We start from the raw sequence: 25,740 nt of genomic DNA on the forward strand, positions 1-25,740 counted from the left end.
GGCAAATCCTTAGCGAAACGATCAGCCAAGCCAGCCGCCGATGAAACACGACACAGCCCGGCCCGAACCGGAAAGGACACAGGTGCCCCAACCCGTCCCCCGACTGGAAATCCGCGACCTGACGCGCGCCTTCGGCGGGCAGCTTGTGGTGGATCATGTTTCGCTCAAGGTGATGCCGGGGCAGGTGACCTGCCTTCTGGGGCCGTCGGGCTGCGGCAAATCGACCACGCTGCGGATGATCGCCGGTGTCGAGATGCAGGATGCAGGCCAGATCTTCGTCGATGGCAACCTGATCTGCGACACCGTGTTCCGCGTGCCGCCCGAACGGCGCCATATCGGGCTGATGTTCCAGGATTTCGCGCTGTTCCCGCATCTGAGCGTCGGCGACAACGTGGCTTTCGGCCTGACCGGCCCGGCCGAGAAGAAACAGGCGCGGGTCACGGAACTGCTCGACAAGGTCGGGCTGCGGCGGTTCGTCGACGAATATCCCTACCAGCTGTCGGGGGGCGAACAGCAGCGCGTGGCGCTGGCCCGCGCGCTGGCGCCGCGGCCGCGAATCATGCTGATGGACGAGCCGTTCTCGGGGCTCGACAACCGGCTGCGCGACGATATCCGCGACGAAACGCTTGAGGTGCTCAAGGCCGAGGATGCCGCCGTTCTGCTGGTCACGCACGAGCCCGAAGAGGCGATGCGCATGGCCGACGAGATCGCCCTGATGCGCAATGGCAGGATCGTGCAGCAGGGTGCGCCCTATAACGTCTACAACGCGCCGGTGGACAGGCAGTCGGTCGCCTTTTTCAGCGATATCAATGTGATACGGGGCAAAGTTCAGGGTGCGCTGACGGATACGCCCTTTGGCCAGTTCCTGGCGCCGGGCGTGCCCGACGGGGCCGAGGTGGATATCGTGATCCGGCCCCAGCACATCAAGCTGGACCTGGATCGCGGCGGGCGCGGCCCCAACCCCACGGTGCAGGACGGCGTCGCCGCGCGGGGCGAGGTGGTGCGCGCGCGCTTCATGGGGTCGGAAAGCCTGGTCGAGATCCGCATGGATTACGACGGCTCGGTGCTGAAGGCGACGGTGCCCAACGTGTTCCTGCCGGGGCCGGGAAAACCGCTCTGGCTGATGATCCGGCGCGACCGCTGTTTCGTGTTTCCCGCCACGCGCTAGGCGGGGCGAATCGCGCCGGGGCAGGCATGTGGGCGCGGCGATGGGCGTCCGGCCGATCAATTTCCGCCTGTTGCGGCGCTTTGGTCCTTCCATGTGGCGGGCTTCGCCATTAGATACGGAAAATGATTTTCGCAGGGTCCGGGGGAACGGACCCCGACCAAGGGAGAGATGACATGCTCAACAATATCGGCCTTCCCGGCCTTCTTCTGATCGCCGTCGTCGTGCTGGTGCTGTTCGGCCGTGGCAAGATCAGCTCGCTCATGGGTGAGGTCGGCAAGGGGATCACCTCGTTCAAGAAGGGCGTTGCCGAAGGCAACAAGGAGCTTGAGACAAGCGAGGACGAGGTTGCCAGCGCCGCCAAGGACGTGACGCCGGAAAGCGACAAGGACAAGGCATAATCCATGTTCGACCTTGGCTGGACCGAGCTGCTGCTGATCGGCATCGTGGCCCTTATCGTGGTGGGCCCGAAGGATCTGCCGGGCCTGTTCCGCTCGGTCGGCCGTTTCGTCGGCAAGGCCAAGGGCATGGCGCGTGAATTCAGCCGCGCCATGGAAGAGGCGGCGGACGATTCCGGGATGCGCGACATCACCAAGACCATCCGCAGCGCCGCCAACCCGATGGGCACGGCGATGGACGGGGTCAAGGACGCGGCGAAATCGCTGACCGATATCGACCCCGACAGCGAGACCGGCAAGCTGTCGGCCGAACGCCAGGAAGCCAAGAAGAAGATCGAGGCCGCCTCCGCCCGCAAGGCGGCCGAGCGCAAGCAGCGCGAGGCGCAGGAGGCGCTGGCCAAGGCCGACGCCGCCGAGGCTGCGCTGAAGACGGACAGCCCCGCGCCCGAGGCCAAGGCAAAGCCTGCGGCCGCCAGGGCGGCGCCCAAGGCGAAAAAGGCCGCGCCCAAGGCCAAACCCAAGCCTAAGGCCAAGGCGGCGGCGGACACCCCCAAGGACAGCGCATGAGCGACACAGACGAGATCGACGACAGCTCGGCCCCGCTGATCGAGCATCTGGCCGAGCTGCGCACGCGGCTGATCCATTCGGTCATCGCCTTCGTGATCGGGATGGTGATCTGTTTCACTGTGGCGACACCGATCTTCAATTTCCTGACCGACCCGCTGTGCCAGGTGTTGTCCAGCCGGGGGCAGGATTGCGACCTGATCTTCATCAGTCCGCAGGAAGGGTTCTTCGTCGCCATCAAGATCTCGCTTCTGGGCGGCTTCATGCTGGCCTTTCCCTATATCGCCAACCAGATGTGGCGGTTCGTGGCGCCGGGCCTTTACAAGTCCGAGAAGGGGGCGTTCCTGCCGTTCCTGGTCGCCTCGCCCTTCATGTTCTTCCTTGGCGCCGCCTTCGCCTTTTATGTCGTGACGCCGCTGGCCTATGATTTCTTCCTTGGCTTCCAGCAATTCGGCCAGGGCGGCGAGGCCGTGGTGGGCGAAGAGGTCAACCAGGGCCTGTCGGTGGTGTTCCAGGGGTCGGCCCAGGAGTACCTGAACCTGACGATCAAGTTCATCGTGGCCTTCGGGCTGTGTTTCCAGCTGCCGGTGCTGCTGACGCTGATGGGCAAGGCCGGGCTGGTCAGCGCGCAGGGCCTCAGGCAGATGCGCAAATACGCGGTGGTGGGCATCCTTGTGCTGGCCGCGCTGGTGACGCCGCCGGATGTCATCACCCAGGTGATCCTGTTCGTCGTGGTCTACGGGCTTTACGAGGTCTCGATCTTCCTTGTCGGGCGCGTCGAGAAAGAGCGCGAGGAACGGCTGAAGGAAGAGGGCCTGTGGTTCGAGGATGACGAGGAAGAGTTCGACGACCCCCTGATGAAGGAATTCGACGAGGGCGACGACGACCCCGGTATGGTGAACAAGGACTGATGGACGAGCAGACGCTGAAACGCATCGCCGAGGCGCTGGAACGCATCGCGCCCGCGCCGATGGCCGCCCCCGATTTCGACGCCGCCGATGCCTTTGTCTGGCATGTCGCGCCCGACCGGCTGGTGCCGGTGCCGCAGGTCAACCGGATGCCGATCGGGCTGCTGGTGGGGATCAACCGGTCGCGCGACACGCTGCTGGAAAACACCCGCCAGTTCGCCCGTGGCCTGCCTGCGAACAACGCGCTGCTCTGGGGCGCGCGGGGCATGGGCAAGTCGAGCCTGGTCAAGGCCGCGCAGGCGGCGGTTCTGGACGAGGGGCTGGCGCTGAAGCTTGTCGAGCTGCAGCGCGAGGATTTGCCCAGCGTCGGGCGGCTGCTGAATATCCTGCGCGCGGCGCCGGACCATCGCTTCGTGCTGTTTTGCGACGACCTGTCGTTCAGCCATGACGACCAGCATTACAAATCGCTCAAGGCCGTTCTGGATGGCGGGATCGAGGGGCGGCCCGACAACGTGATCTTCTACGCCACGTCGAACCGCCGCCACCTGATGCCGCGCGACATGATCGAGAACGAGCGCTCCAGCGCCATCAACCCGTCCGAGGCGGTCGAGGAAAAGGTGTCGCTGTCCGACCGGTTCGGGCTGTGGCTGGGCTTTCACCCCTGCGACCAGGACGAATACCTGGCGATGATCCGCGGCTATTGCGATGCCTACGGGGTGGTGATCGACGACGACACGCTGCGCGCCGAGGCGATCGAATGGCAGGCCACGCGCGGCGGCCGCTCGGGCCGGGTGGCCTGGCAGTTCTTTACCGATCTGGCCGGGCGCAGGGGCGTCCCGCTCTGAGGCGCGCCGCGCCTCAGTTCAGATAGGGCGTGGGATCGACGCTTTCGAATCCCTTGCGCACTTCGAAATGCACGTAATTGGCGTTGCCGCCCCGGATCTTGCCGATGGACTGCCCGCGGCTGACGCTGTCGCCCTTCTTGACCTGGATGCCTTCGATATTGGCATAGACGGTCAGCAGGTTGTCGGGGTGTTTCACCACCACAATCGGCACCTGGTCGGCATCCGAGGTGATCGCCGCCACCGTGCCGGCGCTGGCCGCCTTGACGGCGCTGCCGGCGCTGGCCTGGATGTCGATGCCGTCGTTCTTGCCCTTGGCATAATCGCGGATGATCGTGCCCTGCACCGGATAGCCCATGCGCGCGTTCGCGTTGCCCGACTGGGTGGTGCCAAGGTCGGGCGCCGGGGTGGCGGCGGCGGCCGGCGCGGCGGCGGGCGTGGTGTCCTGCGGCAGCGGTTGCGAGGCCGAGGGCGGCGTGGGCGTCGGGCTGCCGGTGCCGGGCTGCGTCGTGGTCGCCACGGCCGGAGCGGCCGCCGCGGTGGCGGTCGCGGGGGCGCTGGTATCGGGGACGGGGATCAGCAGGTACTGGCCCTCGCGCACGGCGAAATCGCGGCCCAGCCCGTTCCAGTCGGCCAGCGACCGGACCGATACGTTGTAAAGCCGGGCGATGGAATAGGCGGTTTCGCCGCGCTGAACCTTGTGGCGCACGGGTTCGACCCCGGTCTGCGCCTGCGGCAGCTCGTTCGATTGCACGCCCGTGGGCTGGGCGCGGTCGATGGCATCGCCCGCCAGCGTGGTGATATCGACCTGCGACGGCGGCTGGATCGGGCCGGTGCCCAACGCGCCGGTGGCGGGCGAGGGTTCGGCCACACGGTTGGGCAGGGCGATCACCTCGCCCGCGCGCAGCCTGTCGCCGATCTGCAACCCGTTATAGCGGGCAAGCGATGCCGGATCGGTGCCGGTGCGGTTGGCCACCTCGACCACGGTATCGCCGCGCTCGGCCACCGCGACCTGGTAGCCGGGATAGGAGATGACGCCGCGATTGTCGGGCTGCGGCCGTGGCGCCACCGCCTGCTGCGCGGCCTCGCTGGTCGACATCGCTTCGCCGAAATTGCCGCGCAGGTCGAAATCGAGCGGTTGCTGGCATCCGGCGGCAAGGCCGAGGGCCGCGCCGGCCAGCAGCCAGCGTGTCCGGCGGATCGTGCGGGTGGGATAGGTCGCGGCGGTCATCTCGATGTCCCTCATATTCGTTCGTGCCCCTTGTTGTCCGGGGCTTTCGTTCATCTGTGCAGCGGCGCGCTGCGCCTGTCACTCGTCGCGCCCGAGCCCCTCGACCAGCGGCACGAAACGTACCGGGCGCAGTTCGTCGTAATCGAACCCGCCCTCGTGCCGGGTCACGCGGATCAGGCTCTGGACCGTGTCGGACTGGCCCACGGGCAACACCATGATACCCCCGATCTTGAGCTGGGCCAAGAGCGGGCCGGGCGGGTCTTCGGCGGCGGCGGTCACGAGAATGCGATCAAAGGGCGCCTGGTCGGGCAATCCGAACGAGCCATCGGCGGTAACGGCGGTGATATTGACCAGCCCCAGCCGGTCGAACACCGCCTGCGCCTCGCGCACCAGGCGGCGGTAACGGTCCACGGTATAGACGCGGCGCGCAAGCTGGCTGAGGATCGCCGCCTGGTAGCCCGAGCCGGTGCCGACCTCGAGCACCTTGTCGCGGGGGCTGACCTGCAGCGCCTGGCTCATCAGCCCGACCACCGAGGGCTGGCTGATGGTCTGCCCGCAGGCGATCGGCAGCGGCATGTCCTCGTAGGTGCGGTCGGCAAAGATGCCCCGCACGAAGGGCGCGCGGTCGATCCGCTCCATCGCCGTCAGCACGCGCGCATCCGTCACCCCGCGCGAGCGGAGCGCGAAAAGGAACTGCATCTTGCGTTCGGCACTGTCGCTGTCGTCGCTCATAGGGCGTCTTTCAGGGTCTCCAGCGTGTCGTGGCAGGTCAGGTCCGCGCGCATCGGCGTGACCGAGATGAAACCGTCGAGATTCGCCGCCGCGTCCGAGCCCGGCTCGGTCTGGATGTGCTGGTCGCCGCCCTTGATCCAGACGAACCGCCGCCCCGAGGGCGACAGGTGCGGCTCCACCGTGAAGGGCGCGTTGCGGCGATAACCCTGCCGCGCCAGCACGGCGCCGCGCACCCGCGCCGCCGGGACGGGCGGGAAGTTGATGTTGAAGAACAGCCGGTAATCGGCCTCGTCGGCGGGCAGGGCGGCCAGCAGCCTGCGGATCAGGTCGGGCCCGTGCAGGCCGGCGGCCTCGAACGGGTTGTCGGCGGCAAAGTTCTGCGGGCCCAGGTATTGCGACAGCGCCATCGCCGGGATGCCCTGCAGCGCGGCCTCCATCGCGCCGCCCAGCGTGCCGGAATAAAGCGCGTTCTGCGCCGAGTTGTTGCCGCGGTTGACGCCGGACAGCACAAGGTCGGGCCGGGTATCGACCATCACGTCATGGATACCGGCCAGCACGCAATCGGCGGGGCTGCCCTCGGCGGCGAAGCGGCGCTCGCCCATCTTGGCCATGAGGGTGGGGCGGGTATAGCTGATGCAATGCGCAACGCCCGATTGTTCGAAGGCGGGCGCGACCACCCAGACCTCGCCATCGGGGCCGGCCAGATCGGCGGCGATCTCTTCCATGACCCGCAGGCCCGGTGCGTTGATCCCGTCGTCATTGGTGATGAGGATGCGCATTTCCTGCCCCTGTCTTGCCCTTGCCTGTCCTTAGAGGAGCGGCGGGCGCGGGGCAAGCGCGGGAACGCGCGGCAGGGGCGCCAGGGGGGCTTTGCCCCCCTCGGCCTGCGGCCTCACCCCCCCGAGTATTTCGGGAACGATGAAGATCAGGGCAGAGTCGCAAGAAGGCGGCTTGCCACCTCGGACGGTTGCGCCAGGCCATCGCGGTTTTCGCCGGGAAAGAACCGGGCGCGGGTGGCGGTGGGCATCGGGTCGGGCGTCAGCACATGCACGCGGGGGCCGGTTTTCACCGTTTCGGCGGCCCAGCTTTTCGCCAGCGCGGTCTGCGCCGCCTTGGTGGCGCCGTAGGCGCCGAAGAATTTTTCGCCCGCGCGCGGATCGTCGAAGAACAGCGCGGTGCCGGCCTCGCCCAGCAGCGGGGCGATGAAGGGGATCAGCACGCCGGTGGCGGTGACGTTGACATCGACCGATTTCTGCCAGTCCTTCTGGTCGATGAAAAAGGCGGGGCTGAGCGGGGCTGCATGGATCGCGCAATGCGCCCAGAGATCGAGCCTGCCCCAGCGATCGAAGACCGAGCGGCACAGCTGGGCCATCGCGTCGCGGTTGGTGATGTCCATCGGTGCCAGCGTGGCGCTGCCGCCGCGGGCCTGGATACGGTCGTCCAGCTCCTCCAGCGCGCCGGTGGTGCGGGCCACGGCGACGATATGGTGGGTGTCGCAAAGTGTTTCGGCCAGCGCGGCGCCAAGCCCGCGCGAGGCCCCGGTGATGAGGGCGATCTTATCGGTCATGGCGGTGCTTTGCGCCTTTTCACCGGGCAGGTCAAGGCGGCGGGGCTGCGGCTTAAGCGCCTCGGTAAAACCTTGAGTCGCCTTGTGCTGCCTCTTGCCTTCGGCTCGAACGCAAAAAGCGATACATGATGGTTCAGGTGTTTCCCGAAACGCTTTATTTACCCGGGATCGTCAGGGTCATCGGCTGCCCGCGCCGGGTGGCGTGCAGCGTGCCGGGGGCGATGGCGGTAACCTGAAGGCCGGCCACGCGGTTGCCCGCCTCGACCCGCGCCACCCGGCCCGAGGGCAGGCGCAGCAGGGCCTTTGCGTCCGCATCGGTGCCGAAGGTGCCGATCAGCACCGGATCGCGGGGTTGCGGCGGGATTTTCTGCGTGGCGAGCGCCGCCACGTTGTCGGGCGTCGGGTCGGGGTTTGCCATGTCGGGACGGTCCGTTTCGAGTGTCAGACCGCGCCAATAGGCGGATGCTGCGACCGCGAAAAGAGGCGATTTCACCATGCGCGCCTTGCCGCCGATGCCCCGGCGTCAGGCGTCGGGTTATTCCGCCGCCTTCAGCTCGAACCCTTTTGCGATCATGTCCGAGGGCGCCACCGGGTAGTCGCCCGAGAAGCATGCGTCGCAATATTGCGGGCAGGATGCGTCGCGGCCCGTGGCCTCGCCCACGGCGCGGTAGAGCCCGTCGAGCGAGATGAACTTCAGGCTGTCCACCGCCAGGTGGTCGCGCATCTCGTCCTCGCTCATGGTGGCGGCAAGGAGTTTTTCGCGTTGCGGCGTGTCGACGCCGTAAAAGCAGGGCCAGGCGGTCGGCGGGCTGGCGATGCGGAAATGCACCTCGGCCGCGCCGGCATCGAGGATCATTTCCTTGATCTTGCGGCTGGTGGTGCCGCGCACCACGCTGTCATCCACGAGGATCACGCGCTTGCCCCGGATCAGCGCGCGGTTGACGTTGAGTTTCAGCCGCACGCCCATGTTGCGGATCTGCTCGGTCGGTTCGATGAAGGTGCGGCCCATATACTGGTTGCGGATGATCCCCATGCCGTAGGGAATGCCGCTTTCATGGGCGAAACCGATGGCCGCGGGGGTGCCGCTGTCGGGCACCGGGCAGACCAGGTCGGCCTCGACCGGCGCTTCGCGGGCCAGTTCCACCCCGATCTGGCGGCGGGTTTCATAGACCGAACGCCCGCCGATGATCGAATCGGGGCGCGAGAAATAGACATGTTCGAAGATGCAGAAACGCGGCTTGGCCGGCATGAAGGGGCGCAGGCTTTTGAGTTCGCCATGCTCGATCACCACCATCTCGCCGGGTTCGACGTCGCGCAGGTATTCGGCGCCGATGATGTCGAGCGCGCAGGTCTCCGACGACAGGACCCAGCCGTCGTCGCCGATCCGGCCGATCACCAGCGGGCGCACGCCCAGCGGATCGCGCACGCCGATCAGCTTGGTCCGGGTCATCGACACGACCGAGAACGCGCCCTCGACCCGGCGCAGCGCATCCATGATCCGTTCGGGCACCTTGCGTTGCAGCGAGCGGGCCATCAGGTGAATGATGCATTCGCTGTCCGAAGAGGACTGGAAGATCGAGCCGCGCTCGATCAACTCGCGGCGCAGCGCGTCGGCATTGGTGATGTTGCCGTTATGGGCAATCGCCGCGCCGCCCATCGAGAATTCGCCGAAAAACGGCTGCACGTCGCGGATCTGCGTGGCGCCCTTGGACCCGGCGGTGGAATAGCGCACATGCCCGATCGCCAGAGCGCCGGGCAGGGTTTCCATCAGCGACTGCTTGGTGAAATTGTCGCGCACATAGCCGAAGCGGCGGGCAGAGTTGAAGCCGCTGCCGGGATCGTAGCTGACGATACCGCCGGCCTCTTGCCCGCGATGTTGCAGCGCGTGCAGCCCGAGGGCCACGAAATTGGCGGCATCGGTCACGCCGATGACGCCGAAAACGCCGCATTCCTCGTGCAGTTTGTCGTCGCCCGCATCACCGGACAGGGCGTCGAAATCGAAGGGATGGGCGGGGGGCATATGCTTGGACAAGGGCAGCTCCGAATCCGTATGGCCTGCTTACGCGCCACTCTTAAGGATTTGCGACGCGACTGTCACGGAACTATCACATGACGGGCCCGGTCATTCGGTGACCGGGGCCTCGCACACGCCCACGAGCTGTTCGTATTGCGCGGTGATCCATCCCAGCGCGGCCTCGGGGTTCCGGCTTTCGACGCTCTGGGTCATGCGGCTGAACACCCGGGCCGAGCGGGAATCGTCGATCATCGCCACGTCCTGGCTGGTGATCACCGTTTCGTAGACGAAATAGGCCACCGCCACCAGAAGGATGCCGCGCAGCACGCCGAACAGGAACCCGACGCCCTGGTCGATGCCGCCAAGGGCGGATCGTTGCACGACCGAGGAAAACAGCGGCGTGAACAGCGATGCCACCACCAGCGCCACGGCAAAGACGGCGGCGAAGGCGGCGATGATCGACAATTCGCAACTGTCGGCCAGCATCGCGCCGACCACCGGCACCTCGCGGACCAGCGGCTGAACCTGCGGTGCGAAGACGAAGGCCAGGATGCCCGCGACGATCCAGCCCGCGATGGCCAGCGCCTCGCGGACGAAACCGCGCGCATAGGCCAGAAGCGCCGAGACGATGATGACCAGCGCCACGACGCCGTCGATTATGGTGAAACCTTCCATCCCATTCCCCGCCTGCGAGGCGCTAACCCGCGCCGAACAACTCACCCACGAAACCGGCCAGATCCTTCATTTGCGTCAGGCTCAGGCCGCCATCCCCGGTCAACTTTCCGCCGGCGGGAACGATCGCAGCGTTGAAACCAAGTTTTCGGGCTTCTTTCAACCTGTTTTCCGCCTGACCCACCGGGCGCAGCGCGCCGGACAGGCTGATTTCGCCGAAAACAACCGTTTCCGCGGGCAGGCTGACATCCTCGCGCGCCGACAAAAGCGCGGCGGCCACCGCGAGGTCGGCGGCCGGTTCGCTGACCTTCAGCCCGCCCGCCACGTTGAGATAGACATCGAGCCCGGCAAAGGGGATGCCGCAGCGCGCCTCGAGCACGGCCAGGATCATCGCCAGCCGCCCGCCGTCCCAGCCCACCACGGTACGGCGCGGCTGCGCCTGCGGGGTGGGGGCGACCAGCGCCTGGAACTCGACCAGCACGGGCCGGGTGCCCTCGATCCCGGCAAAGACGACCGAGCCGGGGCTGGGCTCGCCACGTTCCGACAGGAACAGGGCCGAGGGGTTGGGCACCTCGGCCAGCCCGCCGCCGGTCATTTCGAACACGCCGATCTCATCCGCCGGGCCAAAGCGGTTCTTGACGCTGCGCAGGATGCGGAACTGGTGGCCGCGCTCGCCCTCGAAATAAAGCACGGTGTCGACCATGTGTTCGACGACGCGGGGGCCGGCGATCTGGCCCTCTTTCGTGACATGGCCCACCATCACCACGCTGACGCCGCGCCGCTTGGCGAATGTCGTCAGCTCGTGCGCGGCGGCGCGCACCTGGGATACGCTGCCCGGCGCGCTGTCGACGTTGTCGGCCCACATGGTCTGGATCGAGTCGATGATGACCAACTGCGGCTTCTCGGTCTCAAGCGTGGTCAGGATGTCACGCAGGTTGGTTTCGGCCGCCAGTTGCACCGGCGCCTGGTCCAGCCCCAGCCGCTGCGCGCGCATCCGCACCTGGGCGCTGGCCTCTTCGCCGCTGACATAAAGCGTCTTCAGCCCCGCCTGCGCAAACCGCGCGGCGGCCTGCAACAGCAGCGTGGATTTGCCGATGCCGGGATCGCCGCCGACAAGGATCGCGCTTGCCGGGACCAGCCCGCCGCCAAGCACGCGGTCCAGCTCGTCCAGCCCTGATCGGGTGCGGGGCGGCGGGGTTTCCTCGGTCGCCAGATCGGTCAGCGGCACGCTGCGCCCGCGGCTGGCGCCCAGCGATTTCGAGGCCGGGCCGGCGGAAAGCGGCGCCTCTTCGACGATGGAATTCCATTCGCCGCAGGCGTCGCAGCGCCCGGACCACTTGGAATGGGACGCGCCGCAGGCCGTGCAGGTGAAGCTGGGTGTCTTTGCCATGTCAGGTTAGTGCCGCAACCGGTGCGGGTGGTCAAACGTCATTTGCCGGATGCACTGCGCGGCGGTGCGACAAAAGCCCGATGGCCAGCGAGGTCAGGATACAGGCGGTGAACAGGTAAAGCCCCCATGCGGTTTCGATCCGGCCCACGCCGATGCCCTTGGCCACGGTGATATAGAGCGCGATCAGGAAGATATCGGCCATCGCCAGCTTGCCCAGAACCGTCAGCACCGGCATCACCCGGTTGTCGAGCAGCCCGAACTGCACCAGCGCAAGGCCCAGCGTTTTCAGGTAGGGCGCGAACAGCGCGAAGACGGTGACCAGCAGCGCAAGGAAAACATCCGTTTGCCACAGCGATTGCAGCCCGGTGATCACGCTGATTTCCGACAGGCCGAACAGCGGCAGCAGCCCGGCGCGCAGCAGCGGCGCGAACCACGCGACGGGGAACAGCACCAGAAGGGCCAGGTTGGCAAGGCGAAGGGCGGTCTGCATCGGTTATGCCTAGCGGCAGGCCAGGGCGGGGGCCAGTGCAAAACGCCTAGCGCGCCAGCAGCCACAGCCCCAGAAGCGCGCCCAGCAGCAGGATATGCAGCGCGTCGATCCAGCGCCAGCGCGTGCCCGGCAGCATGGACGAGACCAGCATCGGCGCGCTGGCGATCAGGGGCAGGGCCATGCCGCCGCCCAGATCGCCCGCCCGCATCGCGGCGCGCGTCACCGTGCCGCCCTGCATCCCCGTCATGGCCGGGCCGAGCAGCGCCGCCGCGCCCAGCACCGCCAGCAGCAGCGCCAGACCCGCCGCCCAACGCGCGCCCGCGCGCGCCGAAAGCACCCGCAGCAGCGCAAGGATCGCCAGCGCCGGCAGGTAGGCGATTTCTTTCAGCAGGATGAAATTCAGCAGCAGCGGATCGGGCTGAAAGGCGTTCATGGCGGATCGCTCCTATCGGACCGCGGCGATCGGGCCCTCTGCGCGGCCGTGGATGAACTGGTCGAGATAGGGATCGCCGCTGTCGTCCAGACGCGTCACCGGCCCCGTCCATTTGATCACCCCATCATGCAGCATGGCGATGTTGTCGGCAATCGCGCGCACCGATGTCATGTCATGGGTGATGGTCATGGCGGTGGCGCCCATCTCGGTCACGATTTCGCGGATCAGGTCGTTGATGACCCCGGCCATGATCGGATCGAGCCCGGTGGTGGGCTCGTCGAAAAAGATGATCTCGGGCTCGGCGGCGATGGCGCGGGCAAGGCCCACGCGTTTCTGCATCCCGCCCGACAGCTCGGCCGGGAACTTGTCGGCCACGTCCGGCGTCAGCCCGACGCGGCGCAGTTTCTCGATGGCGATCTCGCGCGCCTCGGATTTGGGGCGTTTCAGGCTGCCGCGCAGCAGGCGGAACGCCACGTTCTGCCAGACAGGCAGCGAATCGAACAGCGCGCCGCCCTGGAACAGCATTCCGAACCGCGCAAGGAACGCGTCGCGGTCGGCTCTGGTCACGTCCTGCCCGTCCAGCGCGATGGTGCCGCTGTCGTGTTTCACAAGGCCGAGGATGCATTTCAGCAGCACCGACTTGCCGCTGCCCGAGCCGCCGATGATCACCATCGAGGTGCCCGAGTCGATCGTCAGGTCGACGCCGCGCAGCACGCGGTTGGTGCCGAATGTCTTGTGCACACCGGTCAGGGTGATCATGCCATGCCCCCCCTGGCGGCCCGCGATATGTGCGTGGCCCGTGTCATACCGAGAAAAACAGCCCCGTCAGCAGGAAGTTGGCGGCCAGGATCAGGATCGCCGCCGCCTGCACCGAGCCCTTGGTCGCCCCGCCCACGCCCTGCGCGCCGCGGCCCGAGTTCATGCCGTAGAAACAGCCCATCACGGTGGCGATCCCGCCGAACACCGCGCCCTTGACCAGCGACGAGACGATATCCAGCGGTTCAAGGAAATCGACCGTGTTCTTGAGATAGGTCGCGGCGTTGAAATTCAGGTTGTTCACCGCCACCGCATAGCCGCCGAACACGCCGATCACGTCGCCGATGCCCACCAGCACCGGCACCACGATCAACCCGGCCAGCAGGCGCGGAACGGTCAGGTATTTCATCGGGTGGGTGGACAGCGTCACCAGCGCGTCGATCTGTTCGGTGACTTTCATCGTCGCGATCTCGGCCGCGATGGACGAGGTGACGCGCGCCGCGATCATCAGCCCCACCAGCACCGGGCCCAGTTCGCGCACCATGCCGATGGCGACGATCTGCGGCACCACCGCCTCGGCGTTGAAGCGCGCGCCGCCGGCATAGATCTGCAACGCCAGCGCGCCGCCGGTGAAGATCGCGGTCAGCCCCACCACCGGCAGCGACAGCCAGCCGATCTGGAACAGCGCGGCCAGCATCTCGCGCGCGTAGAACGGCGGGCGGACCATGTGGCTGAACGCATCCAGCGCGAACAGCGCGACCCGCCCGATCATCGCCAGCGCCGACAGCACCGCCCGCCCCAGCGCGCCAAGCGGTTTGGTCAGAACGCTCATGTGCTGTGATAGCGCCGCCTGTAGCGCGCGCCGAGCGAGGTAAGGATTTCGTAACCGATCGTGCCGGCGGCATCGGCCAGCGTGTCGACCGTGTTGTGATGGCCCAGCAGCTCGACCTCGGCCGGATCGGCGCCGAGTGCCGTGACATCCACGCCGATCAGGTCCATCGAGATGCGGCCGACGACAGGGCAGGGCGTGTCGCCGACCCAGACATTCGCTTTCAGGGCCATCGCGCGCATTATCCCGTCGGCATAGCCCGCGGCGATGGTGGCGATGCGGGCGGGCGCGGGGGCGGTCCAGGTGTTGCCGTATCCCACGGTTTCGCCCGGTTCCACGTCGCGGACCTGGATCACCGGCACGCTGACATGGGCGGCGGGCTGCGCCTCGGCAAAGGGGGCGCCGCCGTAAAGGCCCACGCCCGGGCGGGTCACGTCGAAATGATAGTCCGGGCCCAGCAGGATGCCGCCCGTCGCCGAAAGCGAGCGGGGCACGTCAAGATCGCCGGTCATTTCCCTGAAAACGCGCAATTGTTGCGCGTTCATCGGGTGGTCGGGCTCATCCGCGCAGGCCAGGTGCGACATGATCAGGGTCAGGTTCTGCTGGCTGGCGATGTCGCGCAGGGCAGCCCATTCCGCAGGCTCCATCCCCAGCCGGTTCATCCCGCTGTCCAGCTGGATGCCGAACGGGTGGCCGGGCAGCGCCTCCAGATGGCGAAGCATCTGGTCGAGCGAGTTGATCATCGGCGTCAGCGACAGGTCGTGGATCATGTCGGTGTCGCCGGGCATGTGGCCGGAAAACACGTTGATCTCGGGCCCCGGTCCCAGCGCCTGCCGCAGGGCGGCGCCTTCCTCGGCCAGCGCCACGAAGAACCGCCGCGCGCCTTCGCGGGCCAGGCGGCGGGCCACCTTGCCCGCGCCGCAGCCATAGCCGTCGGCCTTGACGACGGCGGCGGTTTCGCAGGCGGTTCGCGCGTCCAGCGCGCGCCAGTTGGCGGCGATGGCGTCAAGGTCGATGGTCAGGGTCGCGGCAGTCATGCGGCGGTTTTGGCAGACGGGCGCGCGGGGTCAAGCAAAAAGCGGGCGGCGCTCAGGGCTCCGAGAAGATATGCATGTTGCGTTGCCAGATTTCCTCGCCGACCAGGCAGTTGTATTCGGGGCGCTGGCGCATCTGCGCGGGGATGACGCGCGCGGGCAGGCCCGAGATTTCCATCACCAGCTTGCGCCGCACGGCGGTGCCGAAATCCTCCCACCGGGTCACGGGGATCAGGAAGGCGCCCGGCCCGCCGATCACGCAGGCCTCGTAATAAAGATCGAGGTCGGGGATACCCCAGCGCGCGCCCAGCCCGTCCGAGGTCATCAGCGGCAGGCCGTTGATCGTGATGCCCTGCGCCAGCACGCTGTCGCGGGTTTCGTCCACCGCGCGGCCCTGGTTGTTGGGGCCGTCGCCCGACACGTCGATCACCCGGCGCAGACCCTGGAATTCGTTGCCGTCGATCGCCTGCGCGCCGAAATCCAGCGCCCCCGAGATCGAGGTGCGGCGCATCCCGCCGCCCGATTGCGTCAGGATCTGCGCGGCGATCCATTCCGCATCCTCGGGGTCCTCCAGCACTGTCCAGGGCACGATCACGCGCTGGGTGCCGCTGCCGGCCCATTCCACATAGGTGATGGCGATCCGCCCCAGCAGCCCGCCGCGCACCGCGCCCAGCACCGCCTCGGAGGTCAGCGCCGCGGCATAGCCCTGCCGCTGGATCTCCAGCTCGGCCGGCGTCATCGAGCGTGACACGTCCACCGCCAGCACAAGCTCCACATCCACCTCGACAAGGGTCTGGGCGGGCAGGGCGGTGGCCAGGCAGGTCAGGCAGGCGGCAAGAAGGCGGCGCATGGCCCCATTGCGCCACAAGCGGTGGGGGCCTGTCCACTCACATCTGCGCGGGGGGTGTCAGAACCCGTCGCCGGAATCGCCCTGCTGCCAGGGTTTCACCAGGTTGCCGAAGCGGGTGAACTGCGATTCGAAGGCCAGCTCGACCGTGCCGATGGGGCCGTGCCGCTGCTTGCCGATGATCACCTCGGCCTTGCCGTGCAGGCGCGCCATGCGATCCTGCCACTGGCCCATTTCCTCGAGCTTTTCGTCCGAGGGTTTCTCGCGCTCGACATAATATTCCTCGCGGAATACGAACATCACCACGTCGGCATCCTGTTCGATCGAGCCGGATTCGCGCAGGTCCGACAGTTGCGGGCGCTTGTCGTCGCGGCTTTCGACCTGCCGGCTGAGCTGCGACAGCGCGACCACGGGAATGTTCAGCTCCTTGGCGATGGCCTTGAGCCCCATCGAGATTTCGCCGATCTCCTGCACCCGGTTGTCGGAGGTGCCGCGCACAAGCTGCAGGTAGTCGACGATCAGCAGGTCCAGCCCGTGCGTGCGTTTCAGCCGCCGGGCGCGGGCGGCAAGCTGTGCGATGGGGATCGCGGCGGTGTCGTCGATAAAGAGCGGGCACGCCTCAAGCGCCTTGGCGGCTTCGACGAAGCGGCGGAACTCGCTTTCGTCCATGTCGCCCTGGCGAATCTTGTGCGACGAGATCTCGGACGCTTCGGCCAGAACCCGCGCGGCCAGCTGCTCGGCGCTCATTTCCAGGCTGAAGAACCCCACGACGCCGCCATCCACCGCGCCCTCGGTGCCGTCGGGCATCGTGCCCTTGCGATAGGCCTTGGCGACGTTGAAGGCGATGTTGGTCGCCAGCGAGGTCTTGCCCATCGACGGGCGGCCGGCAAGGATCAGCAGGTCGGACTTGTGCAGCCCGCCCAGTTTCTTGTCGAGGTCGATCAGCCCGGTGGAAATGCCCGCCAGCCCGCCGTCGCGCTGGTAGGCGGCGTTGGCCACGTTCACCGCGTCGGTGACTGCGCGCAGGAAGGATTGAAAGCCGGTTTCGCTCTGCCCCTGTTCGGACAGGGTGTAAAGCGCCTGCTCGGCCTCGACGATCTGCTCCTTCGGGTCGATTTCGATCTCGACCTTGCGCGCCTTGGCGGTGATGTCCTGCCCCAGCCGGATCAGTTCGCGCCGCACCGCAAGGTCATAGATCATCTGCGCATAGTCGCGCACCGCGTAGGCCGAGATCGCCGCACCGGCCAGCCGCGCCAGGTAGGCCGGGCCGCCCAGTTCCTTCAGCCCCTCGTCATCCTCGAAGAACGCCTTGAGCGTCACCGGGCTGGCCAGGTTGTTCTTGGCGATGCGCGCGGCGGCCACCTCGTAGATGCGGGCGTGCACGGGGTCGTAGAAATGCCTGGCCGTCATGATCGAGGCCACGCGGTCATAGACGTCGTTATTGGTCAGGATCGCGCCCAGAAGCTGCTGCTCGGCCTCGATCGAGTGGGGCATCGTGTCGGCATCCTGGACCTCGGCCCCGGTCGGATTGAATGTCGTGATCTCGTTCATCTTCGTCCCCTGTCCCGGACGATGTCATAGAAACGCAGGCGATTCCCGGCAAATTGTATGTTTTTGTGGAAAAGCTGTGAGTAGCTTGCCTGCCCCTGCATACTGGGGCGACGGGCCGGGTTTCGTCAACATCTTGGGTCGGTGGCCCGCATTTTCGGTGGCAGGCCGCCGGTGATATTGGTCAGTTCATGCGCGCTTTCTGCCATTCGCGCGGGGCGCGCAGGAAGGATTCGACCTCGGCCAGCGTTTCCTCGGAAAACGCGCCCTGTTCCCTGGCCTCTTCCAGCACGTCCCACCATGTGCACAGGTAATGCAGGCTGACGCCGTGATCGCCCAGCGTCTTTTCGGTCTGCGGGAAGATGCCGTAGTAGAAGATCACCGCCGTATGCGCGCACTCGGCGCCGGTGTCGCGGATCGCGTCGACGAAGGACAGTTTCGATCCGCCATCGGTGGTCAGGTCCTCGACCAGCAGAACGCGCTGGCCCTCGGTCATCTCGCCCTCGATCCTTGCGTTCTTTCCGTAGCCTTTCGGCTTCTTGCGCACATAGGTCATCGGCAGGCCCATGCGTTCGGCCACCATGGCGGCAAAGGGGATGCCGGCGGTTTCGCCGCCCGCGATGTTGTCGAACGCCTCGAACCCGGCATTGCGCATGATCGTGACGGTCAGGAAATCCATCAGCGTCGCGCGGATGCGCGGGTACGAGATCAGCTTGCGGCAGTCGATATAGCTGGGCGAGGGCAGGCCCGAGGCCAGCGTATAGGGCTCGTCGGTGTTGAAATTCACCGCGCCGATTTCCAGCAGCATCCGCGCGGTCAGCCGGGCGATTTCCTCGCGGGTGGGATAGGAGGTGGGGATCATGAACTTGTCCTTTCGCGTCAGGCGGAAACGCTCCAATGCAGGGGGAAGCCGGGGTCGAAGACGGTCACTTCGCCCTCGCCGGTGATGATCTTGGCGGGATATGTCACGGCTTCGCCCCGCGTCAGGGTAAGCGTGGCCGCGTTCACGGGAAGCCGATAGAACGCCGCGCCATTGCCCGAGGCAAAGCCCTCCAGCCGGTCCAGCGCGCCTTCGTCCTCGAACACCTGGGCAAGGATCGACATCGTGTTGGTGGCGGTGAAACAGCCCGCGCAGCCGCAGGCGGTTTCCTTGTTGGCGTCGGTATGCGGCGCGCTGTCGGTGCCCAGAAAGAACCGCGCATCGCCGCCGGTCGCGGCCGCGCGCAGGGCAAGGCGGTGCTCCTCGCGCTTGGCGACGGGCAGGCAATAGTAGTGCGGCCTGATCCCGCCCACCAGGATGTGGTTGCGGTTGATGATCAGGTGATGGGTGGTGATCGTCGCGCCCAGGTCGGTGTCGTTCGCCTTGACATACGCGACCCCGTCGCGCGTCGTGATGTGTTCCATCACCACGCGCAGGCCGGGGGTGGCGCGGCGGATCGGGTCGAGCACGCGGTCGATGAACACCGCCTCGCGGTCGAAGATGTCAACCTCGGCATCGGTCACCTCGCCATGCACGCAAAGCGGCAGGCCGATCTCGGCCATCTTGTCCAGCACGCCGCGCACCCGGTCGAAATCGCGCACGCCGCTGGCCGAATTGGTGGTGGCCCCCGCGGGGTAGAGCTTGACCGCCTTCACCAGCCCGGTTTCCGCCGCCGCGGCGACATCCGCCGGATCGGTATCCTCGGTCAGGTAGAGCGTCATCAGCGGCTCGAACGTCATGCCGTCGGGCAGGGCGGCCAAGATCCGGTCGCGATAGGCGGCGGCCTGCGCGCCTGTCACCACCGGCGGCACGAGGTTCGGCATGATGATGGCGCGTGCGAAATGGCGCGCGGTTTCTGGCAGCACGGCGCGCAGCATCGCGCCGTCGCGCAGATGCAGGTGCCAGTCGTCGGGGCGGGCGATGGTCAGCGTCTGGTTCATGCGCCGCGATTAGCGCATCGCGCGCGGCTGCGCCAGTGCCCTTGGCTCAGGCGTCGTCGCGCCGGGGCGGCAGGGTGATCTTGCCCTCGGCCTCGGCCTTTTCCAGCGCGTCCAGCCGCCGGCGGAAATGCGGCGCGGTCATCCGGGCGTTCACGTTGCGGCACAGCATCGCCGCCAGGTACGGCCGTTCGCGCGCGCCCAGCACGCCCAGCAGGTTGCGCAGGTAGACGCGGTAATCGCGCCGCGCGCGGAACAACCGGGCAAAGCCGGGCGTCGTCAGCCGGTCCCCGGCGACCTGTTCCAGCAGCGGGGTCAGGATCTCCATCCGTTGCAGGTCGCCCTGCAGCGCGGCGCCGAAAAAGGGCATGCGGAACCTGGTGACGTTGGGCCGGGTGAACAGGGCGGCGTGCATCGCGTCAAGCGCCTCGGCCGGATCGTAGAAGACAAAGGCGCTGTGCGCCGCATCCAGCATGTCCGGGGCATAGCCGTAGCGGTCGGTGAAATCGGTGCGGCGCATATGGGTAAAGCGGTCGTCCCATTCGGTCACCCGCGGGTCGAGCGTGGCCTGCGGTTGCAGCGCCAGCACGCGCGCGCCGGGGGCGGCCACGGAAAACGCCGCCGCCGCGTAGCCGGCCGGCCCCGCACCATAGAAGATCACGGTATCGAATTCCTCGAAGAACCCGTCATCGACCAGCCGGTCGAAATAGCCATAGACATGGTGGTCGCGGAACCAGGTATCGCCGTCCGAGAACAGCCCCAGGTGCGACCAGCCCTGGTCCAGCACGAAATCCCAGCCCAGCGGCCGCCCGCCCTCGGGGTTTGCCTGCGCGCCCTGCATCGTCTCGAACGTCACCAGCAGCGTGCTGCCCTTTTCGACCAGCGCGCCGAAATGGCGATGCCCGCAGGACTGGAAATGCCCGTGCTCGTCGGCCGCGGCGGCGACCTTGCGAATCCACGCGACCTTGTTCAACCCTTCAAGGTTGTCTTCAAGGCACTCTTCCAGGCTGCGCTGGGCGTCGTCCTGCATACCACTCGTCCTCGGGTCTTGCGGCGCCCGTTGCGGTCGGGCGCGGGTCTTCTTTGGGCGGAAAGCTAGGCGGAATTTGCGGCAGGATTTGGGAGAAAGCGTGTGAATTTCGCGCTATGTGCCGCCGCCGGTCCGGGCGCGGTTGGCATAGCGGATCATGACGCGCGCGGCCTCGGGCGGCAGGGGGCGCGTGGGCGGCGTCATCAGCAGCCGCCCGAACAATGCGCGACAGGGATCGTGCAGCATCAGCGCGTCGAACCGCGCCTTGCGCCACGCGACCGCCGCGTCGTGCAGGCGGGCAAGCTCGGGGTCGGATTTCAGCGCGGCCAGCGCCGCCGAACTGTCGAGCGCGTGAATGCTGGTATCCTCGTCGGTGCAGAAATTCCGCTCGACCCAGTAATCGAGGCCGAGCATGTGGTCGGAATGCACCGCGCGGCCGCGATCGGCCTTGACGACATAGCTTTCCATCGCGCCCAGCGGATAGTGGTTGAGCTGCACAAGCGCATGGTTCGGCCGCCCGTAATTTGAGAATATCCGGGTGGTTTTGAAACTGTCGTCCAGCTCGCGCCCCTGGCCGTCGAACCAGCGCGCCTGCGCCAGCCTGTCGGGATCGGGGTTGCGCGGCCGGTGCACGCCCGGTTTGCGATAGGTGCCGTCGTTGCGGTAAAGCGTCTTGAACATCGCCGCGCGCCACGGCCAGTGCATCACCGCGGGCGCGGCGCGGGTGAATTGGCGGGTGACGGGCGCATCCTCGTAATGCACGATACCGGCATTGCCGAACAGCCGCCATGTCAGGGTGATCGCGGTGGCCTGCGGCAGAGCCGCCAGCAGCGCGGGCAGGGTGCGGTCGCCCGCGTGGATATTCATGAACTCGTCCACGTCCAGCGGCAGAACCCAGTCGGCGCGACGCAGGATCGGCAGCTTTTCGGCGGCCTTGAGCGCGGTGAACTGGATACCGCCCTTGTCGTGCGGCCCGTCGTTGCGCCTGTGCGTGACAAGCCCCATCGCATCCAGCCGGTCGAGCATCGCATCGGTGCCGTCCTGGCAATCGTTGGAAAAGACCAGGAAATCGGTAAAGCCCACGGCGCGGTGATGCGCCAGCCATTCCAGAAGAAAGGCACCTTCGTTTCGAACGGTCAGGATCGCAAGGAAATTCAATTCGTTACACGCCTTTCCTAATTCTTCGTATCAAGTGTCATCGCGTAGGCCACGCGCTCGACCCCGGTCAGGTTCATCCTCAGCGCCTGCTGGTACAGTTCTTCGAATTCCGGCATGGCGTGCAGTTTTTCGGCCGTGGCGCGATGCCATTCAACGCCCTTCGCGTGCCATCCGGCAAGCGCCTTGTCCGCCATCAGCCGGTCGTATTCGGCGCGCAGGCGGGGGATGTTGCGCTTGATCGTCAGGTCGCGCACATCGCCCCAGTCCATGCGAACCCAGTAATTCAACCCGATGGCGCGGTCCACATGCAGCGCGCGGCCGCGCTGGCGCTTGATCAGGAACGACTCGGCCGAGCGCAGCGCGTAATGGTTCAGTTGCAGCAGGTCGTAGCCGATGGTCCTGCGCGAGCTGCGCCAGCCCTGCCGGGCGGCTTCGCGGGTCATGTCCCGGCCCGATCCGTTGACCCATTTCACCTTGTTTTCAAATACTTGCGACAGGTTGTTCGGGCGGTGGCAGCTTAACCTGGAATAGGCGCCGGTATTGCGGAACAGCGTCTTGAAGCCCCAGACGGTATGCGGCTTGGGGCAGTATTTCGGCGCGCAGCTGTCGAACTGGTCGATCACGAACCGGTCGCCGAACCGGGCCACGCCGTTATGGCCGAACAGCCGCCAGGTCATGGCGATATTGGTGGCATCGGGCACGGCGGCAAGGAGATCGTCCAGCGTGCCGTTGCCGCAGCGGACATTGATGAACTCGTCCACGTCGATATGGGCGATCCAGTCGGCATCCCTGACCACCGCCTCGTCCATCGCAAGGCTCAGCGCGTGTTGCTGGGGCGATCTGCCTTTCCAGCCGTCGTTGTCGCGGTGCTGCACGATGCCCATCGCGTCCAGCCGGCGCAGGAGCTCGGCGGTGCCGTCGCTGCAATCGTTGGTGTAGATCAGGAAATTGTCGATCCCGATGGCGCGGTGATAGGCGACCCATTCGAGGATATAGGGCGCCTCGTTCTTCATGCAGCCGACGATCACCCGGCCGGTCGACCCATCGGGCAGGCTGCGGGGCGGCAACGGTTCGTAAGGGGGGGCGGGCGCGTCCTCGTCCGTGCGGCCCAGGTCGTTATGGGGGCAGAGCGTGCCGGCCTTCAGCCTGTGAAAATTCTCGACCGCCAGCGGCGGCAGGATGGCGCGTGCCGCCGGGCTCAGCCGGTCCTGCGCCGGTGGGGCGTCGCCACCCGCCTGCGCCTCGCGCGTGGCCTTGTCGATGCGCGGCAGGAAGGCCAGCAGGTATTGCGAGGCGCGGTAGCCATGGCCGGGATCGGCCTCGGACCAGCCGCCCGGCGTGGCGCGGTCGGGTTGCAGGCATTCGGGCGTCAGCGCCGGATGCGCCGCCAGCAGCGCCTTGTTCTGCGTCCCGAACGCCCGGGCGATGGCAGACAGGTCGCCGGGGTCGAGCGGGTCGCCGTCAACCGCGATCTCGGCATGGAACCTGCGCCAGAGTTGCCGGGGCAGCACGCGGTCGGTGCGTGCCAGCAGGCGCAGGATCAGGTCGTTCAACTGCCGCGCGCGGGCCAGCGAGGCCGCCGATGGCGGTGCATCGGGGCTGGCGGGTTGCGCCGGGTCCGGCGTTTCGCCGATGTCGAACATATCCCGCAACTCCCCGGTGGCGTCCGGGCCGTAAAACCGCCCCTCGTCATAGGGCCGCAGGGTGACCGACCCGGCGCCGAAAACATCCTCCCAATGGGTGACAAGCCGTTGATAATCCAGCCAGAAGGCTGGGGCTTGCACCTCGGGGAACCGGCCCTTTCCGGGATCGCCCGCATGCCAGTGCGACAGCGCGTCGTCCCACCAGTTCTGGCCGCCTGCCAATCCCAGTTCAAGGTCCAGCGCGGTGCCGCGCCCCCCTAGCACCTGTTGCGCATAGTGGCGGGTCAGTGCGCGGGCCTGTTCGTCCACATGGGCGAGGATGCGGATATCGTCCGACAGCGGGGACAGCAGCGCCTTCAGCCGCTCCAGCTCGGACCGGCGGGCCAGCGACGGTCCCAGTTGCGAGGCCGAGAGGATCAGCGCCTTGGGCTTTGCCGCCGCCACCTCGCGCGCCAGCGCCGCCGCCAGGTCATCGCGGAGCGCGGCCTGCCGTTCGGCGGTGACATAGCCGCGCCTGAACCGCATCGGATCGACATGGCCGGGGTCGGTAACGGCCATGAACAGGCGGGTGTGGTTGCCGCCCCCCGCCGCGCGCGGGACGAGGTATCCCATCTGCGCCAGCTGCACGCGGCTGTCGGCCAGCACGTCCTGCAGCCGCGCCGCGCCCATGGTCGCAAGGCCGATATGCAGGTAGATGCGGATCAGGCGCTCTCCGTCGGTTTGGCCTTGCGGGGCTTGCCCACGTTGCGCCGGCCCCACCATTTCAGCGCCACGCCCAGGTGGCCGCCGATCAGGTCGGGCGCCCCGGGATCGGCGATGTCGAACCGAAGGTAGCTGTCGTCGCCCTGAAACAGCCGGTCGATATGGGCGTAATGCGCCGTGATCCAGCGCACGCGCTCGTCATCGGTTTCGCCGAAACCGGCGGGCAGGCCGGGGATCTGCCCGCGCGGCAGCCGTTCGGTGCCCAGGTTCGACCAGCGCAACATGCTGTCCGAGATCGCGTGCGGGTCGCGCCAGCTTGCCAGGAAACGCGCGCCGGGATGGTGACGGCGGATCGCGTCGATCAGCCCCCAGTCCATCTGCGGCCACAGCGAAAGACCGCCGCGCAACACGTTGATTTCCGAGAAACAATCGAACACGTCCATCTTTGCCAGCGGGTCGCCGGTGTGGAAATACCCCTCGTACATCAGCTGGCCGACGAATTGCCGTTGCAAGGTCTCGTCATCGGTCTGGTGCGGGCGGATGCGGTAATCGGCGGTCTTCAGCCCCGACCGTTTCAGCGCATGGCCCAGCGTCGTTGTGCCCGATTTCGGCAGGCCGAGATTGATGACGCGCAGGCGGCCGGTCACGGGGCCAGCCCCAGCTCGGCCAGCAGCGCCTCTTCCGCCGGGGGCAGCTTGCTGGCGGCCCTCAGTTGCGCACGCATCCGGCGATAGCCCGGTTGCGCCAGCAAGGTGTCGCGCCGGGCCTTGTGCAGCCGCACCGCCTCGCCATGCAGGGCGGCGATCCTGGGGTCGGATTTCAGCGCAGCCAGCGCCTTTTCCAGCGCCGGCAGGTGGCGCTGGATCGAGGTGTCCAGGCAGGCCGGATCGTTCCTTTCGCGCCAATAGGTGTCGTCGAAGGCGCGGTTCTCGCGGTTCACGTCGCCGCGGTCGGTCTTGACCATGTAGCTGTCGAGCGAGCGCAGCGCGTAATGGTTGAGCGTGGCGAATTCGCGCGCGCCGGCGGCCGCGAACCTGCGGGTGCTGCGCCGGCTGGCGGCGGTCAGGAACCTGTAGGGCACCTTGCGCCCCGATCCGTCTGTCCAGCGCGGCCGTTTGCGCGGCGGCAGCGACGGTTTGAAGAACGGCCTGTGCGCGCCGTAATAATGCAGCGGAAAATCCTTGCGCACCAGTGTCTTGACCTCGATCGCGGTTTCCCCGCACCACAGGTCGGGATTGTGGCTGCGGGTGAATTGCCCGATCACCGGGCGGTCCACGAACCCGTCCACGTCGTCATTGGCGAAAAAGCGGAAGGTGACGCTGATCGCCTGCGGATCGCCGCAGGCCTCGATCAGCGCGGGGATGGTGTGATCGCCCGCGTGGATGTTCAGGAACTCGTCCACATCCGCGACCCAGACCCAGTCGGCCTCGCGCACGAGGGGCTGTTTTTCGGCGTCCTGCAACGCCTCCATCTGGTAGTTGCGCCCGCGGGCCGGGTTGGGCAGGTGTTGCACGATCCCGCGCGCGGCCAGCGCATCCAGCAGCCGGTCGGTCCCGTCGGTGCAGTCGTTGGAATAGAACAGGTGGTCGGTGACGCCGATCAGCCGGTTGAAGGCGATCCATTCCAGCAGGAAAGGGCCCTCGTTCTTAACGCAGGTGACGGCGGTAATGCGCATCACGCCTGCCCCCCGGCTGTCATGTCGGCAATCATCACTGGTCTTACGCCTCGGGTGGCCTGCCGGGTTGCGCCCCGTATGGCCGGAGTTTATGGCCAAAACCATGACAGGTCAGGGGAAAAAGGTCAATCTCGGGCCCCGCCGTGGCATCGCGGGTGTTGACCTGCCGCGCGGCAGATGCACTTCTCTTGCTGG

General features: G+C 67.1%; 27 protein-coding genes. 5 read left to right on the plus strand and 22 right to left on the minus strand.

The genetic code is table 11. The annotated features are described in order from the left end of the window. The first annotated feature begins 40 nt into the window (after positions 1 to 40). From F3H87_RS04495 to F3H87_RS04515, 5 genes are all read left to right on the plus strand, one after another. Positions 41 to 1,168 (plus strand): ABC transporter ATP-binding protein, encoded by a 1,128-nt coding sequence (locus tag F3H87_RS04495; RefSeq protein ID WP_149786240.1) that lies wholly within the window; start codon positions 41 to 43, stop codon positions 1,166 to 1,168. A 173-nt stretch (positions 1,169 to 1,341) separates the two neighbouring features. Beyond that, positions 1,342 to 1,566 (plus strand): twin-arginine translocase TatA/TatE family subunit, encoded by a 225-nt coding sequence (locus tag F3H87_RS04500; RefSeq protein WP_149786239.1) that lies wholly within the window; start codon positions 1,342 to 1,344, stop codon positions 1,564 to 1,566. 3 nt (positions 1,567 to 1,569) lie between these two features. Further along, positions 1,570 to 2,130, plus strand: a complete 561-nt coding sequence (gene tatB / locus F3H87_RS04505) for a Sec-independent protein translocase protein TatB (protein WP_149786238.1) — start codon at positions 1,570 to 1,572, stop codon at positions 2,128 to 2,130. After that, entirely contained in the window at positions 2,127 to 3,038 is a 912-nt protein-coding gene (gene tatC, locus F3H87_RS04510; RefSeq protein WP_149786237.1) for a twin-arginine translocase subunit TatC, read from the plus strand. Before tatB ends, tatC begins: the two co-directional genes overlap by 4 nt. Beyond that, positions 3,038 to 3,880 (plus strand): ATP-binding protein, encoded by an 843-nt coding sequence (locus F3H87_RS04515; protein ID WP_149786236.1) that lies wholly within the window; start codon positions 3,038 to 3,040, stop codon positions 3,878 to 3,880. The genes tatC and F3H87_RS04515 overlap by 1 nt, the downstream gene beginning before the upstream one ends. A gap of 13 nt (positions 3,881 to 3,893) precedes the next feature. Here the strand turns inward: F3H87_RS04515 and F3H87_RS04520 are convergent, their stop codons facing one another. The 22 genes from F3H87_RS04520 to F3H87_RS04625 form a co-directional block, all read right to left on the minus strand. Continuing rightward, positions 3,894 to 5,123 carry a peptidoglycan DD-metalloendopeptidase family protein gene (locus F3H87_RS04520; RefSeq protein WP_223227957.1) on the minus strand — a complete coding sequence of 410 codons (1,230 nt, stop codon included), beginning with the start codon at positions 5,121 to 5,123 and terminating at the stop codon, positions 3,894 to 3,896. 63 nt (positions 5,124 to 5,186) lie between these two features. Further along, on the minus strand, positions 5,187 to 5,840 hold the full coding sequence (locus tag F3H87_RS04525; RefSeq protein ID WP_149786235.1) for a protein-L-isoaspartate(D-aspartate) O-methyltransferase: 654 nt from the start codon (positions 5,838 to 5,840) through the stop codon (positions 5,187 to 5,189). Continuing rightward, complete coding sequence (gene surE / locus F3H87_RS04530; protein WP_149786234.1) at positions 5,837 to 6,619, minus strand: 5'/3'-nucleotidase SurE; 783 nt, start codon at positions 6,617 to 6,619, stop codon at positions 5,837 to 5,839. The genes F3H87_RS04525 and surE overlap by 4 nt, the downstream gene beginning before the upstream one ends. A 146-nt stretch (positions 6,620 to 6,765) precedes the next feature. Next, complete coding sequence (locus F3H87_RS04535) at positions 6,766 to 7,407, minus strand: SDR family NAD(P)-dependent oxidoreductase (RefSeq protein ID WP_149786233.1); 642 nt, start codon at positions 7,405 to 7,407, stop codon at positions 6,766 to 6,768. Between the two features lie 154 nt (positions 7,408 to 7,561). Then, the gene (locus tag F3H87_RS04540) at positions 7,562 to 7,825 is read right to left on the minus strand and encodes a pilus assembly protein PilZ (protein WP_149786232.1); all 264 of its coding nucleotides are present in this window, start codon (positions 7,823 to 7,825) and stop codon (positions 7,562 to 7,564) included. A gap of 117 nt (positions 7,826 to 7,942) precedes the next feature. Further along, entirely contained in the window at positions 7,943 to 9,427 is a 1,485-nt protein-coding gene (gene purF / locus F3H87_RS04545; RefSeq protein ID WP_149787095.1) for an amidophosphoribosyltransferase, read from the minus strand. A gap of 102 nt (positions 9,428 to 9,529) precedes the next feature. Then, positions 9,530 to 10,096: a CvpA family protein gene (locus tag F3H87_RS04550; RefSeq protein WP_149786231.1), complete on the minus strand. Its 567-nt coding sequence runs from the start codon at positions 10,094 to 10,096 to the stop codon at positions 9,530 to 9,532. Between the two features lie 22 nt (positions 10,097 to 10,118). Next, positions 10,119 to 11,483, minus strand: coding sequence for a DNA repair protein RadA (gene radA, locus F3H87_RS04555; RefSeq protein ID WP_149786230.1), 1,365 nt, complete (start codon positions 11,481 to 11,483; stop codon positions 10,119 to 10,121). A gap of 31 nt (positions 11,484 to 11,514) precedes the next feature. After that, entirely contained in the window at positions 11,515 to 11,973 is a 459-nt protein-coding gene (locus tag F3H87_RS04560) for a paraquat-inducible protein A (RefSeq protein WP_149786229.1), read from the minus strand. A gap of 46 nt (positions 11,974 to 12,019) precedes the next feature. Next, on the minus strand, positions 12,020 to 12,406 hold the full coding sequence (locus F3H87_RS04565) for a hypothetical protein (protein ID WP_149786228.1): 387 nt from the start codon (positions 12,404 to 12,406) through the stop codon (positions 12,020 to 12,022). A gap of 12 nt (positions 12,407 to 12,418) precedes the next feature. Continuing rightward, complete coding sequence (locus tag F3H87_RS04570) at positions 12,419 to 13,165, minus strand: ABC transporter ATP-binding protein (protein ID WP_149786227.1); 747 nt, start codon at positions 13,163 to 13,165, stop codon at positions 12,419 to 12,421. A 43-nt stretch (positions 13,166 to 13,208) separates the two neighbouring features. Continuing rightward, positions 13,209 to 13,994 carry an MlaE family ABC transporter permease gene (locus F3H87_RS04575; RefSeq protein WP_149786226.1) on the minus strand — a complete coding sequence of 262 codons (786 nt, stop codon included), beginning with the start codon at positions 13,992 to 13,994 and terminating at the stop codon, positions 13,209 to 13,211. After that, complete coding sequence (gene alr / locus F3H87_RS04580; RefSeq protein ID WP_149786225.1) at positions 13,991 to 15,028, minus strand: alanine racemase; 1,038 nt, start codon at positions 15,026 to 15,028, stop codon at positions 13,991 to 13,993. The genes F3H87_RS04575 and alr overlap by 4 nt, the downstream gene beginning before the upstream one ends. Positions 15,029 to 15,080: 52 nt before the next feature. Continuing rightward, positions 15,081 to 15,875 carry a DUF1194 domain-containing protein gene (locus tag F3H87_RS04585; RefSeq protein ID WP_149786224.1) on the minus strand — a complete coding sequence of 265 codons (795 nt, stop codon included), beginning with the start codon at positions 15,873 to 15,875 and terminating at the stop codon, positions 15,081 to 15,083. A 57-nt stretch (positions 15,876 to 15,932) separates the two neighbouring features. Next, positions 15,933 to 17,423: a replicative DNA helicase gene (locus tag F3H87_RS04590; protein ID WP_149786223.1), complete on the minus strand. Its 1,491-nt coding sequence runs from the start codon at positions 17,421 to 17,423 to the stop codon at positions 15,933 to 15,935. 181 nt (positions 17,424 to 17,604) lie between these two features. Then, entirely contained in the window at positions 17,605 to 18,282 is a 678-nt protein-coding gene (locus F3H87_RS04595; protein WP_149786222.1) for an orotate phosphoribosyltransferase, read from the minus strand. A 17-nt stretch (positions 18,283 to 18,299) separates the two neighbouring features. Continuing rightward, entirely contained in the window at positions 18,300 to 19,340 is a 1,041-nt protein-coding gene (pyrC, locus tag F3H87_RS04600) for a dihydroorotase (protein ID WP_149786221.1), read from the minus strand. 46 nt (positions 19,341 to 19,386) lie between these two features. After that, positions 19,387 to 20,367 (minus strand): phosphoadenosine phosphosulfate reductase, encoded by a 981-nt coding sequence (locus F3H87_RS04605; protein WP_149786220.1) that lies wholly within the window; start codon positions 20,365 to 20,367, stop codon positions 19,387 to 19,389. Positions 20,368 to 20,481: 114 nt separating this feature from the next. After that, positions 20,482 to 21,525, minus strand: coding sequence for a glycosyltransferase family 2 protein (locus F3H87_RS04610; RefSeq protein WP_149786219.1), 1,044 nt, complete (start codon positions 21,523 to 21,525; stop codon positions 20,482 to 20,484). 17 nt (positions 21,526 to 21,542) lie between these two features. Further along, complete coding sequence (locus F3H87_RS04615) at positions 21,543 to 23,930, minus strand: glycosyltransferase family 2 protein (protein ID WP_223227958.1); 2,388 nt, start codon at positions 23,928 to 23,930, stop codon at positions 21,543 to 21,545. After that, positions 23,870 to 24,517 carry a sulfotransferase family protein gene (locus F3H87_RS04620; protein ID WP_149786218.1) on the minus strand — a complete coding sequence of 216 codons (648 nt, stop codon included), beginning with the start codon at positions 24,515 to 24,517 and terminating at the stop codon, positions 23,870 to 23,872. The genes F3H87_RS04615 and F3H87_RS04620 overlap by 61 nt, the downstream gene beginning before the upstream one ends. Further along, entirely contained in the window at positions 24,514 to 25,545 is a 1,032-nt protein-coding gene (locus F3H87_RS04625) for a glycosyltransferase family 2 protein (RefSeq protein ID WP_149786217.1), read from the minus strand. Before F3H87_RS04625 ends, F3H87_RS04620 begins: the two co-directional genes overlap by 4 nt. Between the last annotated feature and the right edge of the window lie 195 nt (positions 25,546 to 25,740).

This window comes from Lutimaribacter pacificus, from assembly GCF_900142185.1.
GTDB classification, from domain to species: Bacteria; Pseudomonadota; Alphaproteobacteria; order Rhodobacterales; family Rhodobacteraceae; genus Lutimaribacter; species Lutimaribacter pacificus.